Origin of the sequence: Rhodoferax sp. TH121, from assembly GCF_002251855.1 — a bacterium.
Taxonomy (GTDB): Bacteria; Pseudomonadota; Gammaproteobacteria; order Burkholderiales; family Burkholderiaceae_C; genus Allorhodoferax.
Genome location: NZ_NOXW01000022.1, coordinates 88,502 through 102,472 on the forward strand (window position 1 = coordinate 88,502; position 13,971 = coordinate 102,472).

18 protein-coding genes are annotated in these 13,971 nt (G+C 65.9%); 7 read left to right on the forward strand and 11 right to left on the reverse strand.

Going from position 1 to position 13,971, the window contains the following annotated elements:
• Window positions 1-2: 2 nt before the first annotated feature.
• From CHU94_RS14810 to CHU94_RS14825, 4 genes are all read right to left on the reverse strand, one after another.
• Window positions 3-410, reverse strand: a complete 408-nt coding sequence (locus tag CHU94_RS14810; RefSeq protein ID WP_094481278.1) for a 5-carboxymethyl-2-hydroxymuconate Delta-isomerase — start codon at window positions 408-410, stop codon at window positions 3-5.
• Between the two features lie 131 nt (window positions 411-541).
• On the reverse strand, window positions 542-793 hold the full coding sequence (locus CHU94_RS14815; protein WP_094481280.1) for a hypothetical protein: 252 nt from the start codon (window positions 791-793) through the stop codon (window positions 542-544).
• A gap of 59 nt (window positions 794-852) precedes the next feature.
• On the reverse strand, window positions 853-1,206 hold the full coding sequence (locus tag CHU94_RS14820) for a GFA family protein (protein WP_094481282.1): 354 nt from the start codon (window positions 1,204-1,206) through the stop codon (window positions 853-855).
• Window positions 1,207-1,217: 11 nt separating this feature from the next.
• Window positions 1,218-1,628: a VOC family protein gene (locus CHU94_RS14825; protein WP_094482755.1), complete on the reverse strand. Its 411-nt coding sequence runs from the start codon at window positions 1,626-1,628 to the stop codon at window positions 1,218-1,220.
• A 111-nt stretch (window positions 1,629-1,739) separates the two neighbouring features.
• Between CHU94_RS14825 and CHU94_RS14830 the strand changes: the two genes are divergently transcribed.
• The 3 genes from CHU94_RS14830 to alkB all read left to right on the forward strand — a co-directional run bounded on the left by CHU94_RS14830 (window position 1,740) and on the right by alkB (window position 4,092).
• Window positions 1,740-2,384 carry a TetR/AcrR family transcriptional regulator gene (locus CHU94_RS14830; protein ID WP_094481284.1) on the forward strand — a complete coding sequence of 215 codons (645 nt, stop codon included), beginning with the start codon at window positions 1,740-1,742 and terminating at the stop codon, window positions 2,382-2,384.
• A 138-nt stretch (window positions 2,385-2,522) separates the two neighbouring features.
• Window positions 2,523-3,368, forward strand: a complete 846-nt coding sequence (locus CHU94_RS14835; protein WP_094481286.1) for a pirin family protein — start codon at window positions 2,523-2,525, stop codon at window positions 3,366-3,368.
• Between the two features lie 73 nt (window positions 3,369-3,441).
• On the forward strand, window positions 3,442-4,092 hold the full coding sequence (alkB, locus tag CHU94_RS14840) for a DNA oxidative demethylase AlkB (RefSeq protein ID WP_094481288.1): 651 nt from the start codon (window positions 3,442-3,444) through the stop codon (window positions 4,090-4,092).
• A gap of 59 nt (window positions 4,093-4,151) precedes the next feature.
• On the opposite strand, the gene CHU94_RS14845 is transcribed toward alkB, so the two are convergent.
• The 5 genes from CHU94_RS14845 to CHU94_RS14865 form a co-directional block, all read right to left on the reverse strand.
• Window positions 4,152-4,928, reverse strand: a complete 777-nt coding sequence (locus CHU94_RS14845; RefSeq protein ID WP_094481290.1) for a tRNA-uridine aminocarboxypropyltransferase — start codon at window positions 4,926-4,928, stop codon at window positions 4,152-4,154.
• Window positions 4,925-6,184, reverse strand: coding sequence for a type II toxin-antitoxin system HipA family toxin (locus CHU94_RS14850; protein WP_094482757.1), 1,260 nt, complete (start codon window positions 6,182-6,184; stop codon window positions 4,925-4,927). The genes CHU94_RS14845 and CHU94_RS14850 overlap by 4 nt, the downstream gene beginning before the upstream one ends.
• 10 nt (window positions 6,185-6,194) lie before the next feature.
• A complete protein-coding gene (locus CHU94_RS14855) occupies window positions 6,195-6,632 on the reverse strand; it encodes a helix-turn-helix transcriptional regulator (protein WP_255033983.1) in 438 nt (145 codons plus the stop codon).
• A gap of 171 nt (window positions 6,633-6,803) precedes the next feature.
• Window positions 6,804-8,999 carry a hypothetical protein gene (locus CHU94_RS14860; protein ID WP_094481292.1) on the reverse strand — a complete coding sequence of 732 codons (2,196 nt, stop codon included), beginning with the start codon at window positions 8,997-8,999 and terminating at the stop codon, window positions 6,804-6,806.
• Between the two features lie 100 nt (window positions 9,000-9,099).
• Window positions 9,100-9,495, reverse strand: coding sequence for a VOC family protein (locus CHU94_RS14865; RefSeq protein WP_094482759.1), 396 nt, complete (start codon window positions 9,493-9,495; stop codon window positions 9,100-9,102).
• Between the two features lie 128 nt (window positions 9,496-9,623).
• Here CHU94_RS14865 and CHU94_RS14870 point away from each other — a divergent pair, with 128 nt between their 5' ends.
• Together CHU94_RS14870 and CHU94_RS14875 are read left to right on the forward strand one after the other, a co-directional pair.
• The gene (locus tag CHU94_RS14870) at window positions 9,624-10,310 is read left to right on the forward strand and encodes a dienelactone hydrolase family protein (RefSeq protein ID WP_094482761.1); all 687 of its coding nucleotides are present in this window, start codon (window positions 9,624-9,626) and stop codon (window positions 10,308-10,310) included.
• Window positions 10,311-10,399: 89 nt separating this feature from the next.
• Entirely contained in the window at window positions 10,400-10,864 is a 465-nt protein-coding gene (locus tag CHU94_RS14875; RefSeq protein ID WP_094481294.1) for a CreA family protein, read from the forward strand.
• 21 nt (window positions 10,865-10,885) lie between these two features.
• On the opposite strand, the gene CHU94_RS14880 is transcribed toward CHU94_RS14875, so the two are convergent.
• Complete coding sequence (locus CHU94_RS14880; protein ID WP_094481296.1) at window positions 10,886-11,266, reverse strand: VOC family protein; 381 nt, start codon at window positions 11,264-11,266, stop codon at window positions 10,886-10,888.
• 122 nt (window positions 11,267-11,388) lie between these two features.
• On the opposite strand from CHU94_RS14880, the gene CHU94_RS14885 reads away from it, so the two are divergent.
• Both CHU94_RS14885 and CHU94_RS14890 read left to right on the forward strand, forming a co-directional pair.
• On the forward strand, window positions 11,389-12,060 hold the full coding sequence (locus CHU94_RS14885; RefSeq protein ID WP_094481297.1) for a helix-turn-helix domain-containing protein: 672 nt from the start codon (window positions 11,389-11,391) through the stop codon (window positions 12,058-12,060).
• Between the two features lie 87 nt (window positions 12,061-12,147).
• Window positions 12,148-12,678: a YdeI family protein gene (locus CHU94_RS14890; protein WP_255033984.1), complete on the forward strand. Its 531-nt coding sequence runs from the start codon at window positions 12,148-12,150 to the stop codon at window positions 12,676-12,678.
• A gap of 9 nt (window positions 12,679-12,687) precedes the next feature.
• On the opposite strand, the gene CHU94_RS14895 is transcribed toward CHU94_RS14890, so the two are convergent.
• Complete coding sequence (locus CHU94_RS14895; RefSeq protein ID WP_094481301.1) at window positions 12,688-13,926, reverse strand: Fic family protein; 1,239 nt, start codon at window positions 13,924-13,926, stop codon at window positions 12,688-12,690.
• Window positions 13,927-13,971 lie beyond the last annotated feature (45 nt).

Genomic DNA, 13,971 nt, shown 5'->3' on the forward strand with positions numbered 1-13,971 from the left:
ACTCACAGCGCCTTGTTGAACAGCGGGTGCAGCGTGCTGTGTTTGCCGTCAAACACCTCGTGCCCTTCGTCAATCTGCAGGGTGATACCCAACGGCTTCTGCGCCAGCAGCGTGGCAAAGTGCGCGCCCACCGCTGCTGTGAGCGCATCGCCCATCTGTTTTTGCAGGGCCGCGCTGCGTCCGCGCGCCATGCGCAGGTTCAGGTACACAAAGCCATAGTCGCCCTTGCCGTCTGCGACTGCACTGTGGGCCGCAGGGTAGGCCAGCACCCGCACACCGCCGGTGGGAAACACCTGTTTGCCCGACTCGTCCCGCTGCGCCAGCATGGTGTCGGCCAAGTTGCGGCACAAGGCCGACATGTCGGTCTCGCGGTCCAGGTTGGCGGTGTAGAGAATGACCAGATGGGGCATGGCGTGTTTCCTTTAGAACTCCGGTTTATACAAGAAACCGGCCACTAGACCCCGCCGCTTGTGCGCGAGCAGCTACGGTATTCATAGCGGATGCAGGGTGGTCGCCCGGCTTGGGCTCCCCGGGCTTGCGCTTAGCGGCGCGGCAGCGACCAGCCAGCCTTTTGGTTGGCCGGGTTGTTTTCATAGTCCCAGATGGAGCCGCAGCGGTCGCAGCGGTAGCGCGTGACCGTCACGCTGCGGCCCGCGCGTTCTTCTTTGCGGTTCTCCTTCTGCACCAGCTCGGCATGGCCGGGGGCACGGCGCCAGTTGCGCTGGATGCCACGGCAAGGTTCGCACAGGGCGGCTTCGCGGGCTTCCGCCTCGGCTTTGTATCTATCGGTCATGGGGGAGTCTTTGGCAGCGCCGTCGGTTGGATGAGCCACGATTGTCGCCGCCCTGCGGCTCAGAGTGCACGCCCGTCGTGGTGGTGTACCGGAATGTTGTAAACATCGACGCCTTCCAGGCAGCGGATGTTCACCGCCGCCATCGCCGCACCATCGGGCCCGACGCCTTCGCCAAACGGATGCATACCGCAGGTCGGGCAGAAGTGGTGCCGGATCACGTGTTTGTGGAAGGTGTAGCTGCGCATGGCCTCGGGTGGCGTCGTCAGCCGCAACTGTGCGCGCGGCACAAACCACATCAGCGTCCCCTTGCGCTGGCAAATGGAGCAGTTGCAATCGACGGCGCCAGTCAATTCACCGTCCACCTCAAACGCGATCTGCCCGCAGTGGCAGCTTCCCTGGTAGGTCTGGTTCATGGGGTTTCCTTTCAGGGCGCGATCACCATCCAGCCCACGCCAAAGCGGTCTTCCAGCATGCCAAAGGCCGGGGACCAAAAGGTGGGGCCCAGCGGCATGGTCACCTTGCCGCCGGGCAGCAGTGCGGCAAAACGCTGCGCCGCTTCGTCGGGGTTGGCCACACTCAGCGACAGGCAAAAGCCTTTGAAGCTGGGCTGCATATCGCTGTTGCCGTCCGACACCATCAGCGCCAGCTCGCCAATGCGCAGGTTGGCGTGCATCACCTTGTGCTCAAACCCCGCCGGAATGGCGCCAGGGGGTGGTGGGTCCGGGGCGTCGTTCATGCGCATCAGGAACGTCACCTCCGCACCCAGCGCCTCCTGGTAGAAGGCGATTGCATCGTCACAGCGGCCGTTAAAGAACAGGTATGGCTCGACTTTCATGGGGACCTCCTTGGTGGACAGCAGGGCTATGGGTAGCGTGACGGCATCACTTGTGTACACCGTCCACAAAAGAATAGCAAACATAATGGACGCTGTCCACATTCGATTGCCATGTCTGCCGCGTCCTCCCCTCCCGCCCGTCAAACCTACCGCCATGGCGACCTGCGCCGTGCCCTGCTCGAAGCCGGTATTGCGCTGGCCCGGGCGGGTGGTCCGGCCGCTGTCACGCTGCGCGAGGCCACCCGCCGCGTGGGGGTGGCACCCAACGCGGCCTACCGCCACTTTGCCAACCAGCAGGACCTGTTGCTGGGCGTGCGTGCCCATGCCTTGTCGGGGGTGGCGCGCGCCATGGAGGCCGCGCTGGCCACCCTGCCCCCGGGTCTGTTACCGGCCGACCATGCCCGCGCCAGCGTGCGCGCTGTCGGCACCGGTTATTTGCGCTACGCCAAGGCCGAGCCGGGCCTGTTTCGCACCGCCTTTGCGCTGTCCGACAAACTTATTCAGGCCACGCCCGAGTGGCCCACTGCCGGCGACAGCGGCCGCAACCCGCACGAGCTGCTGTGTGATGCGCTGGACTTGCTGGTGCAAGCCGGTGCCATGCCCGCCGCCCGCCGCCCGGGGGCCGAGGTGCTGGCCTGGTCGGCCGTGCACGGCCTGGCCATGCTGGTGATCGACGGCCCCTTGGCCACGCCCGTGGGCCCGCACTACGAGATGTTTGGCCAGCGCCTCCTCACCATGGTGGAGCAAGGTTTGTAGCCGCAGCTTTGCCCCCGATTCGACCCAAAAATGGAACAGTGAAAGCCAGGTGCGTGCTCTAGCAAAGTGCCCGGCCCACCCTTACCCTTGGTGCATCGGCTCGCAGTCGGCGGCCCCATCCGCATCAGGAGTTCCCGCATGCCCACCCTCGCGCACACCCAGGCCCGTCCCATCGTTCACCGCACCCGTGGCAGCAGCCACGGCCCCATCACGCGCCTGGTCAGCCCCGGCGACCTGGGCCAGTTGCTCAAGCCCTTTATCTTTCTGGACCGTTTTGAGGTGGCCGCTGGCAGCCCGCCACCGCGTTTCGGCATGCACCCGCATTCGGGCATTGCCACGCTCACCTACCTGATCAGCGGCCAGACCCGCTACGAAGACACCACCGGTGAAGACGGCGCCCGCGGCGTGCTGCCCCAGGGTGGTGTGGAATGGATGATGGCCGGCGGGGGCGTGTGGCACACCGGCACGCTGGACAACAGCGCGCGCGTGCTCGGCTTCCAGCTCTGGGTGGCCATGCCGCCCGAACTCGAATTGGCCGAGGCGCACAGCCTCTACCTGGACCCTGCGGATGTGCCGCAAGCAGGCCCGGCCCGCGTGCTGCTGGGCAGTTATCGCGGCCACACCAGCCCGATCCCCGCGCCCTCCAACATCAGCTACCTGGGCGTGCACCTCAAAGCCGGGGAGACCTGGCGTTTTGAGCCACCCGCTGGCCACACGGTAGCCTGGGCTGCCGTGGGCGAAGGCGAACTCACGGTGCCCGCTGCGCTGCGCACCGGTGAGCTGGCCGTGTTTGAAGACGCCGGTGGCGCGATCGAATTTGAGGCGCAGATCGACACCGCCTTCGTGCTCGGCTCGGGTGTGTTGCACCCGCACGATCTGTTCACCGGGCCGTACTCGGTGCACACCAGCGAGGCAGCGCTGCAGCGCGGTCAGACTGGCATCCGCGAACGCGCGCAACGGCTGCGCCAGCAGGGGCGCCTGTAAAACCGGTGGGTGCAGGCGCGGGAGAGGGTGCTGTGTAAAAATACAGTATTTATAGCCTGCCCTTGCCTCCCCCGTGGACCTGTTTGACGACCTGCCCCTGGCCAGCGAAGACCTGCGCACCCCTATCGCGCCGGGCGCGGTGCTGCTGCGCGGCCTGGGCCGGGCGGACGACGTCGCCATGCTGGCCGCCGCAGAGGCCGTGATCGCCCAGGCACCGCTGCGCCACATGCAAACGCCGGGTGGCCACACCATGTCCATCCAGACCAGCCGCTGCGGCAGCATGGGCTGGGTGTCCGAGCCCGGCGGCTACCGCTACGCCGCCAGCAACCCGCAGACCCGCCAGCCCTGGCCCGCGATTCCCCCGGGCCTGGTGGACTTTGCGGTGCGCGCTGCGGCCGAGGCCGGCTACCCCGGCTTTGTGCCCGACTCGTGCCTCATCAACCAGTACCTGCCCGGCAACAAACTCGGCCTGCACCAGGACCGCGACGAGCGCGACCTGCGCGCCCCCGTGGTATCGCTCTCGCTGGGCTTGCCCGCCACCTTTTTGTTCGGCGGCCTGCAGCGCACCGGCAAAACCCAACGCTATCGCCTGGCCCACGGCGACGTGGTGGTGTGGGGCGGCCCCTCGCGCCTGGCCTTCCATGGCGTGCTGCCCGTGGCCGATGGCCACCACCCGCTGCTGGGCCGGCGGCGCATCAACCTCACGTTCCGCAAGGTCGGCTAAGCCCCCGGTTTTGAAGCCAAATCGGCCTCTAGCCCCCGTGGAATCTGCGCAAGCAGCTCCTAAAACAGGAGCGCATCGGGCGTCTGCGGCTTGGGTGCATCCGACCCGGCCAGGGCCTGCAGCCGCGTGTGCGCCTCGCTGTCCCACAGCGGGGGCAGTTGGTTCTTGGCGCGCAGGTAGTGCAGGCTGAACACATCGAGCCACGCCTCCAGCGCCTGCGCGGCCCGGGTCTCACCGGCCAGCTCCAGGCACAGCGCGCCCACTTCGCTGGTGCAAAAGTGGTCGTCGCGGCGGCTGCGGCGCAGGCGGTAGCGCGAGATCTGCTCGGGCTGCAGGCTCAGCACCGGAAAGCGGTCCAGGTACGGGCTCTTGCGGAACATCTTGCGCGCCTCGGGCCAGGTGGCGTCCAGCAGCACAAACAAGGGCTTCTTGCCCGGCGTGCCTTCTTCCGGCGGTAGCAGCGTGTTCACCACCCGGCCGGGCGTCACAAACTCGCCCGGAAACACCACATACGGTTGCCACTGCGGGTCTGCCAGCAACTCCAGCAAGCCCGGGTCTACCTCGGTACGTGCCCAGCCAAAGGCCCAGGTGTCGGCCACCACATCGGCAATCAGCCAGCCCGTGTTACTCGGCTTGAGCGGCTCGATGTCGGCCATCAGCAGGCACACCCCGGCCTGCGTGGGCAGGTCCGGGCGCAGCGCACAAATGCAGTGGCTGGGGTTGATGCGGCAGTGGGGGCAGCGCTCCCCCTTCATGCCACCGCGCGCAAGAAAAGGCTTGGCGCTGCGTGCCAAGCGGGCAGCGCGCAGGCGGGAAACGGCGTGGGGTGTGGTCAACAAAATTGCTTTCTTTGCAGGCGCAGTGCGTCGCGGTCTATGCTGGCGCGCAGCAGCTCCATGTCTGCGGCGCAGACGCCGTGGTTTTCAAAGTGGCGGGCCCAGCCGTCCACCAGGCGCGCTACCTCGCTCACCAGTGCATGGGCGCGCTCGGCCGACAGGCCAAACTCGCGCCGCTCGGTCAGCGCGTTGTCCAGTGTGGACTCGGCGCCCCGCGTGCCCACCTGCAAGGCCTGGTAGCCCAGGTTTTGCAGGCTGGGCACCACGTCATAGGCGGGCGAGAGGTCGTAGTACCCATCCAGCCCCAGACGCAGGCAGTGGTTGCGCTCATGGTCGTCGGTGTTGTCCATCAAGATGTTGAACACCATGCGCCTGAACAGCTCCTCACGCAGGGCGGTCTGCCGATCCGGGTGGCTAAGGCGTAGCAACACGGTGGCCAGCGCACTGTAGCCCAGGGGCAGGCGCGCAGCGCGCAGCGCGGTATGGGCCGATTGGCAATGCAGCCGCAGCCCGTCCTGCCGGTCAAAGCGCTGAATGGTGAGCGCGTGGCGCGCCTTGCCATGGCGCGGTGCAAGCGGCAACAAGCCCGTGGTCGCCACGCGAATGCCCGCCGCAGCGGCCAGTGTCATGGTGGCGTGTTCGATACAGGGCGTGTCCACCGGATCGTCCCACTCACTGAACTTCACCACGCAGGGGCCGTCGGGTGTTTGCAGCAGCGCCTTGGGCCGCGCGCCTCCCAGGGTGACGCCGGGCTGCACCAGGCGCTGCATCATCGGTGTGATGGGCGCTTGCTGCTGCACGTCCTCCACCGCCTGGGCCAGCTGCGCCAGGTCGCCCAACTGCGGGTAGGGGCCGATGCGGCGAGGAATGTATTGCGCTGCCGACACGGATATCCCCAGCGCCCCAAAGCGGTCATCCCCCGCAAACAACAGCATCTCCAGCACCGAGAGCCGGGCGGGCCGGTCAATGTGGCGAATGATGCGTTCCCCCCAGCGGTCAGGCCGGGCGTCGTCCAGCGCGCCGGGCACGCTGCTGCGTTCGCCCACACTGAAATCCTGGCCCTGCACCAGTGGCAAGTCTTCGCTCAGCGGGAAGTTCCACCAGGATGGCGCGTAGCTGAACACCGAACAGTCCGGCACGAGGGGCGAGAGCCGTAGCGTGCCCACCAGCACGGGGTTGGCCGGATTGACCAGTGCCCAGACGTAGAGCGGGTCTTGCGGCTGGTAGCTGCCGGGATGAATGGTGGTCACGCTCATGCGATCGCGCTCATGCAGCAGGCGTGCGACCAGGGGGCGCAATCAAGGCGGCAAGCCCGGCGGCCACCTGCGCGCGCCCTTCTTCAGCCATCCGTGGCGGGTGTGTGGCAGGGCTCGTGGCGTAGGTGTGGGGCACGGTGTGTTGGGGCTGCACCCGCAGAATTTCGCGCTCCAGCGCCGCATGGTCTTGCTGCGGCGCAATCAGATCCGCCAGCGTGGCCGAGGGGTTGATCAGCCACATGCACATCACATACGAGGCCATGGCCACCGAGGGGTCCCCGCGCTCGATGCGCGCCATGGTGGGCTGCGAGACCCCCAGCCGCTTGGCCCACTGCGCCTGCGTCTCCTTGCGCCGTTTGCGCGCAATGACGATGTTCTGCGCCAGCAGGGCAATCTGCTGCACGACGGCTTGCGGATAGTCAGAAGGTTTGGTGGTTTGCACGGGCATTCATAGATGTTATCAAGAATGCCTGAAAATATAAATCTATAAATTTTGTCAGAATGAAAACTTATAGAAATTGGATATTTTGTAAAAACTAAATATCTATGAATACTTGGCCACCCACCAAGCCGGGCCACGCCCTGCGGGCGCAGCGTTTGCCGAATGGGGTAGCGCAGTTCACGGTTGGGCGTTCAGGGTCGCCAGGAACTCCAGGTCCTTCCAGTACTTTTCAAAGTCCGTGTCGGTCAGGAACTGGCTGGCGGGCTTGCCCAGGCGGCGGGCGGCGCTGGCGCTTTGCAGCATCTTGGGCGTGTCGCCGCTCACCGCGTAGTAGCAGGCCAGGTTGTACATGAGCGTGCCGTTGGTCTGCTTGGCGGGGTCGAAGCTGGGGCCAATCAGCGTGCGCATCACGCCGTCTACCAAATCGCGGTTGGGCGCGGAGTGGATGGCAAAGGCCAGCGTCTGGCTGGCAATCACCCCCTGGTTGTAGGCCAGGCTGCTGTCGCCTGTCCACCGGCTGGTGTGCGGGTGCACCTGCGCCAGATAGTGCCGCACCAGCGTGGCTGACGCATCCAACTTGCCGCCCACGTTAAAGCGGTTCAGCAGGTCCGCCACCACGGCCGTCACGCCCGGTGCCAGCGCCTGCGCATGTTGCGGGTGCTGTGCCAGCGTGGCAGCTTGGGCCAGCAGCGGTTGCAGTTGCTTGGCCGGATCGCGCTGCGCTTTCTCGGCTTGGTCTTGCAGGCTTTGCAGCAGCGGCAAGTGAGCAGGCGGCACGTAGGGTTCGTTGCTGCGCGCGGGCTTGGGTGTTGGGGGCGTAGGGGGCGCCACGGTATAGGCCACGCGGGTTTGGCCCAAGGGCGTTGGCATGGCCTGGCCCGCGCGGGCCTGCGCCAGCACGGTTTGGGTGGTGCCGCTGCGCAGCAGCACCTGCACGTCCTGTGCAGGGCTGTGCAGCGTGGGCACTTGCACCACTAGCTCCAGCGGGGTCTTGGCGGCAGGCAGGCGTTCAAACGCCGCCTTCATCTCGGCCGGGTCCAGCGTGATGCGCAGCACGGCCAGTGGCTCACTGTCGTCGGCCGCAGGCGCGCGCCATTGCACCGTCAGGGCCTGGGGCAGCTGGCGCAGCGCAGGCCACAGCGCATCCACCGGCACCACGGTTGGCATGTCGGGCGTGCGCTTGCGCTCGGCCGGGCTGCGCAGCCACACATGGGTGGGCGCTGCGTTGGCAAACTCCACCGTGCCGCTCACCGCAACACGGCCCGTGGCCGGGCCCGCAAACACGGGGCGCCATGCAGGCACAGCCTGGCCCTGCGCACCGGCCGGCACGCCGGTGCCGCGCGGCCGCACCACATACAGGCCAATGTCTTTCTCGTAGAACTTGAGTAACTCTTCTGTCTCCTTGTGCACGCTGAACCAAGGGCTGGCCCCCGGCATCTGCCGCGCGGGCTCCCACCAGCGCAAATGGGACCAAGAGTATTCGTCCCCCTGCTCATGCGGAGCAAACATCTTGAATTGCACCACCTCATCACCCACCCTAAGCCGCGTCAGCGCATCGCCGACCCAATAGCGCTGGGGTAGCGATCCAGACAGACCGAATATGGCCCTCAACGGGGCGTCCACCGCAAAGCCATAGACCTGTCCAGTCAATCCCCCTTCAAGGTGGTACTTGTGCCGCTCAAAACCGGCCACCTCCACGCGGCGAGGGCTGCGCTCGCCGTTGCCCGTTTTCGCAAAGCTCTCGGGCTCCACCTCGCTCCACGCGCGCGGTGCCTTGTCCAGTCCGTCAAAACAGGTGGCATCCCAACGCAGTGCTTCGGCCGAGTGGGTGCGTTGCTTGCACCAGGTGTCCACCGCCTCGCGGTGGCGCGCCAGGTCCATCTTCCAGGCCCGGCCTGCCGTCCACAGGTAGGCCCAGGCGGCGTTGTCATCCTTGCCAAACTCCACCACCTCCGCCTTCTGCAGCGCCGCCAGCACCTCGGCGCGGCTCAGCGTGTTGCCGTCTACCGCAGGGCCATAGGTCTTGGGCCGCGCCTGGCCGGTAAACACCCAGTCGATGTAGTGCGAGGGCGTGAACGCCATGCCCGAGGTGAACAGGTTCTCCGGCTCACGCAGCGTGTCCAGCAACTCACCCTGCGGGCTGAACTTCCACAAATACCCGCCCGCCGCAGCCACCAGCTGCTGCGTGCGCGGCACCACAAACATGCCGTCCACCTGCCCGTGCAACACCTTGCGCACCTCCAGCTTGGCCGATGCGGCCCGGTTCTCGCGCAGGTGCGGGTAGTCGGTGGGCTGCTTGCCGTGGATCAGGGTGGACAACACAGACAACATCACACCAGCGCCAAGGCGGCGCAACAACAACTGGGTTTGCATGGCAGGGACATTTCGGGGGAAGCTGAGCAGGGCGATTCTTGAGCCAAATTGGCCGCTAACGCTTGTGCTTATTGCGCAAGCAGCTACCAAAAATATAGCGTCAAACTTTGGGTGGGCGGTACAGGGCGCAGAGCTTGTTGCCGTCCGGGTCGCGCAGGTAGGCCAGGTAGAGCTTGCCCACCGAGCCTTCGCGCCAGCCAGGAGGGTCTTCGCAGGTGGTGCCACCATTGGCAATGCCTGCGGCATGGAACGCATCCGCCTGCTCGGGCGACGCCATGTTGAACCCCACCGTACTGCCGTTGCCGCTGGTGGCAGGCTCGCCGTTCAGTGGCTGGGTAATGCCAAAGCTGCCAGTGGCTGTGCGGTAGAAGTAGCGGTCCACCACACCATTGTTGTTGTGGATGCCGGGCTTGATGCCCAGCGCACCCAAGGTCGCGTCATAAAACTTCTTCGACGCTTCCAGATCATTCACACCCAAGATTACGTGGCTAAACATGGTTGTCTCCTTGTAGAAATCGAAGCGCATCGTAAGCCATGCCCCGCGCGCCCCAATGCCCCCACAAGCCCGGCGCCCACGCCGTGTGCCCACAATACCGCGCAACACCAACCACTGAGGAGCCCACCATGGGAAGCATCGTCACCTTCAACCGCCCCGATGGCAAAGCCGTGCAAGGCTACCTGGCCGAACCCGCCGCCGCCAACGCGCCCGCCATCGTCGTCATCCAGGAATGGTGGGGCCTGAACGACCAGATCAAGGGCGTGGCCGACCGCCTGGCCGCTGCGGGCTTTCAGGCCCTGGTGCCCGACCTGTACCGCGGCAAATCCACCGTTGAGCAAGAAGAAGCCCACCACCTCATGACCGGCCTGGACTTTGGCGACGCCGCAGGCCAAGACATCCGCGGTGCGCTGCAGTACCTCAAGCCCCGCGCACCCAAGGTCGGCCTCACCGGCTACTGCATGGGCGGCGCGCTCACCCTGCTGGCTGCTGGCGCGCCTGAGCTGGACGCTGCGGTCGTTTGGTATGGCTGCCCCCCGCTGGACTACATCGACGCCAGCAAGATCAAGATCCCCCTGCAAGGCCACTGGGCCACGCAAGACCAGTTTTTCCCCATCGATACTGTGGACGCGCTGGAGACCAAGCTCAGCGCTGCGGGCGTGGGCTACGAGTTCCACCGCTACCTGGCCCACCACGCCTTTGCCAACGAAACCGCTGTGGGCCCCGCCCGCATTGCCGCCACGCAATACGACCCTGTGTGGGCCCAGCAAGCCTGGGACCGCACGCTGCGCTTCTTCGGCAAACACTTGGGCTGAAACCTTCGCCTGCCCCCAAGGCGCGGTGGGGCTTGGGCACTGGGGCCACAATGGGCAACTCCCTTGCACCATTACCCCGAGAGCCCGCCATGAAAACACTTGCCGCATTGCTGCTGACCTGCACCACCCTGGCCGCCAGCGCCGAAACCGTGGGCAGCGTCAGCACCACCTTCAAGCTGCTCAGCCCCAACGACAAAGTGGTGGTCGATGTGTTTGACGACCCCGAAGTGGGCGGCGTGGCCTGCTACCTGTCGCACGCCAAAACCGGCGGCTACAAAGGTGCGCTGGGCCTGGCCGAAGACACGTCCGACGCATCCGTGGCCTGCCGCCAGGTCGGCCCCATCAGCTTCAAGGGCAAGATCGACACGCAAGACGAAGTCTTCAAGGCCAGCGCCTCCTTCCTCTTCAAGCATGTGCGCGTGGTGCGCATGGTGGACGTCAAGCGCAACACCCTGGTCTACCTGTCCTACTCCGACAAGATCATCGACGGCAGCCCCAAAAACAGCGTCACCGCCGTGCCGGTGCCTGCGGAGCTGCCGATTCCGGTGAAATAAGGGTTGTAGGCAGCGCCGCGCTCAGCCCATGGGCGTGCACAGCTCCACCAGAAAGCCGTTGATGTCGGCCACATAGGCAATCGTCTGGCCCCATGACATGGTCTCTACGGGGTGCTTGAGCGTGGCACCCGCCGCCAGCGCGCGCGCCAGTGCAGCGGCCACGTCGGGGGTGCACAGTGCGATTTCGGAGCTGGCTTTGTCGGGGTCGGCCACCTGGGGTGTCTTGCCCATCTGCTGCAGCAGGCTGTGGGAGCAAAAAGCCAGTGCGGTGCTGCCCGTTTCCAGCTCGCCAAAATCGCCCCCCTCGGCCAGAAATCGCGTCTTGAAACCAAAAGCCGCTTCATAAAACTTCAGTGTGGCGGGCACGTCTGGCACGTAGAGAATGGTGTAGCCGAATTGCATGGCAAAGCTTTCAGTGGGTTGTGTACAGCCCGCACGATACGCTGGGTGCCAGCCCCCGTCTTGTAAAAAACCGCCACCGCGCAGCAGCTCAATTCAACGTGTGGCATAGGCACAATCGGCCCATGGCCTTGTACACCGCCACCGTCGACGTCTGGCAGCACCACGCCCGCACCGCCCACACCACCACCGTGGTGCCCGACGGTTGTTGCGACCTCATCTGGCACGCCCTGCCAGGCCAAGCCCCGCAGTGGTTTGTCACGGACCTGGCCGACCAACGCTACGACGTGCCGGGCACGGTGGACGAGCGCTACTGGGGCTACCGCATGCAGGCGGGCACCTCCATAGACCGGGCGCGCCTGCTGGCCGCCGTGGCCGCACGGCCCGGCTGCGATGCCGACGACATCTTGCCCATCTTGCACGACTGCATACGGCTAGACGCCCCGGTACACGACGCACTGCTGGCCCTGGCCGACAGCCCTAGCGTGGCCCACGCAGCCCGCGCCCTGGGGGTGGCCGAGCGCACCTTGCAGCGCATGGTGCGCACGGGCACCGGCCAAACGCCGGCCTACTGGAAGCGCCTGGCCCGCTTGCGCCGCGCAGCCCGCGCCATTGCGCAAGTAGCCGCACAAACACCCCTGCAGGCCACCACACTGGCCGAGACTGCTGCCAACTGGGGCTACGTGGACCAAGCCCACATGACCCACGAGTTTCGCCGTTGGCTGGGTACCACCCCCGCTGCCCTGCGGGAGCAGACTGATTTGCACGTGGCGCTGGCGGCCACGGGGTATGGCTAGAGAAGGTTGGCCGCTGGCCCCCATGGAATATGCGCAAGCAGCTATCAATAGATGAGCGATAAAGCACACCATACATTCGAGTCGCCCGTGCAGCTGCACTCCTGGCTGCAGGCGCACCACGCCCGCGAGGCCGAGCTGTGGGTGCGCATCTACAAAAAAGGCACTGGCACACCGAGCGTGACGTGGGACGACTGCGTGCTGGCTTGCATCGCCTGGGGCTGGATCGACGGGCAGCGCAAGAGTTTGGACGACACTTCATTCCTGCAACGCCTGACGCCGCGCCGCGCGCGCTCCAACTGGTCGCAAAAGAACGTGCAGCATGCCGAGCGCCTGATTGCAGAGGGCCTGATGCAAGCCCCCGGCCTGGCGCAGGTAGAGGCCGCGCGCGCCGATGGCCGCTGGGCCACTGCCTACGCGGGCAGCGCCACCATGGTGATGCCGGAGGACTTTTTGGCGGCGCTGCAGCAAGACCCCGCCGCCCACGCTTTCTACGGCACTCTGAAGCGGCAGAGCCTGTTCACCATCTACTACCGGCTCACCAGCGCCAAGCGGGCGGAGACGCGGCAGAAGCGGATGGTGGAGATATTGGCAAAGCTGGGGCGGGGTGAGAGTCTTTGATTTGCAAACTCAGCCCTTTACCTCCGGCTGCTCCCATCCCGGCACGTTGACCGCATAGCGCGTGGCCTTGCCCACGCCCTCTATGCGCAGCAGCCCTTTGTCTGCCAAGTCCACCAAATCCCGCGTAGCGGTGGCTTTGGAGGTGCCGGTGATCTTGGCGTATTTGTCGGTGGTCATGCCGCCCAGAAAGCCTCCACCCGAGCCCACGTGCCCCGCTTCCAGCAAGCGCTCCAGCACCTTGCGCTGCCGTTCATTGGTTTGGTATTGCGCGGCCCGCAGCCGGAACTGCGCCTTGTCAGTCGCGTCGCGCACCACGGTTTGGCTGGCGATGCACGCACGGGTAAACGCCTGCACAAACCATTGCACCCACGGCGTAGCGTCAATCGATTCGGACTCGGGCGCAACGCCGCGCAGACGCTGCGTGTAGTTCAGCGCGTCGTAGTAGGCAGAGCGGGTTTTGAGCATCTGGTGTGCCAATCCGTACACCCGCACCAGCGCTGGGCTGGCCTCTGTGTCGTGTGCGTGCATGTCTTGGGCCAGCGCCATGTCGGCCAGCGCGCGGCCCAGGCGGCCATTGCCGTCTTCAAACGGGTGAATGGATTCAAACCACAGGTGCACCAGCGCTGCGCGGGCAATGCCGTTGATGGGCTCCTTGGCCGCAACTGCGCCATCAGGCCGGGTACTTTCAAACCAAGCCAAGAACTGCGCCAGCTCCGTAGGCACCTGGGCCGAGGGGGGCGCCTCGTAGTGCACCACCTCGCGACCCAGCGCGCCGCTGACGATCTGCATGGCATCCAGGTGGTCGCGCAGGCGCCCCACGGCAATGCGGGCGATGCCCGACGTGCCCCCGGGAAACAATGCCGACTGCCAGCGGCACAGCCGGTCCACGTCCAGCGCCGCGCTGTGGTTGGCCAGCGCGTCTTGCATCACCTGCACCAGGCCTTCCGCATGCCGGTCTGCGCCAGGCGCATCGGCCAGTGCAAGCCGGTGCGCCACCGACGAGCGCAGGGATTCCAGATTGAGTTGTTCGCCCTCAATGGCGGCGGTGGCCAGCGCCTCTTGCACCCACAGCTCGCGCTGTACTGCGTTGGCCTGCTCCAGCCCTATGGCACCCAACAGCCCCAGCAAGCGGCCTTGCTCCAGCCGCGCCTGCTCCAGCGCCGGGGCCAATGCAGCCGCATCCCACGTCAGCCGAGGCCAAGCGGGGTGCTGCCAGAGGTAGCGCAGATGTGGGGTTATGGGTGCCATGAGGCGTATTCTGAACGATACGGCTCAAAAAGTGAGGCGTATTTG

Coding starts and splice junctions, on each gene's coding strand:
- CHU94_RS14875 (WP_094481294.1), top strand. CDS start 10,400: ATGAAAACACTTGCCGCATTGCTGCTGACCTGCACCACCCTGGCCGCC.
- CHU94_RS14860 (WP_094481292.1), bottom strand. CDS start 8,999: ATGCAAACCCAGTTGTTGTTGCGCCGCCTTGGCGCTGGTGTGATGTTG.
- CHU94_RS14850 (WP_094482757.1), bottom strand. CDS start 6,184: ATGAGCGTGACCACCATTCATCCCGGCAGCTACCAGCCGCAAGACCCG.
- CHU94_RS14855 (WP_255033983.1), bottom strand. CDS start 6,632: ATGCCCGTGCAAACCACCAAACCTTCTGACTATCCGCAAGCCGTCGTG.
- CHU94_RS14895 (WP_094481301.1), bottom strand. CDS start 13,926: ATGGCACCCATAACCCCACATCTGCGCTACCTCTGGCAGCACCCCGCT.
- CHU94_RS14830 (WP_094481284.1), top strand. CDS start 1,740: ATGTCTGCCGCGTCCTCCCCTCCCGCCCGTCAAACCTACCGCCATGGC.
- CHU94_RS14825 (WP_094482755.1), bottom strand. CDS start 1,628: ATGAAAGTCGAGCCATACCTGTTCTTTAACGGCCGCTGTGACGATGCA.
- CHU94_RS14820 (WP_094481282.1), bottom strand. CDS start 1,206: ATGAACCAGACCTACCAGGGAAGCTGCCACTGCGGGCAGATCGCGTTT.
- CHU94_RS14835 (WP_094481286.1), top strand. CDS start 2,523: ATGCCCACCCTCGCGCACACCCAGGCCCGTCCCATCGTTCACCGCACC.
- CHU94_RS14870 (WP_094482761.1), top strand. CDS start 9,624: ATGGGAAGCATCGTCACCTTCAACCGCCCCGATGGCAAAGCCGTGCAA.
- CHU94_RS14865 (WP_094482759.1), bottom strand. CDS start 9,495: ATGTTTAGCCACGTAATCTTGGGTGTGAATGATCTGGAAGCGTCGAAG.
- CHU94_RS14815 (WP_094481280.1), bottom strand. CDS start 793: ATGACCGATAGATACAAAGCCGAGGCGGAAGCCCGCGAAGCCGCCCTG.
- CHU94_RS14810 (WP_094481278.1), bottom strand. CDS start 410: ATGCCCCATCTGGTCATTCTCTACACCGCCAACCTGGACCGCGAGACC.
- CHU94_RS14880 (WP_094481296.1), bottom strand. CDS start 11,266: ATGCAATTCGGCTACACCATTCTCTACGTGCCAGACGTGCCCGCCACA.
- CHU94_RS14885 (WP_094481297.1), top strand. CDS start 11,389: ATGGCCTTGTACACCGCCACCGTCGACGTCTGGCAGCACCACGCCCGC.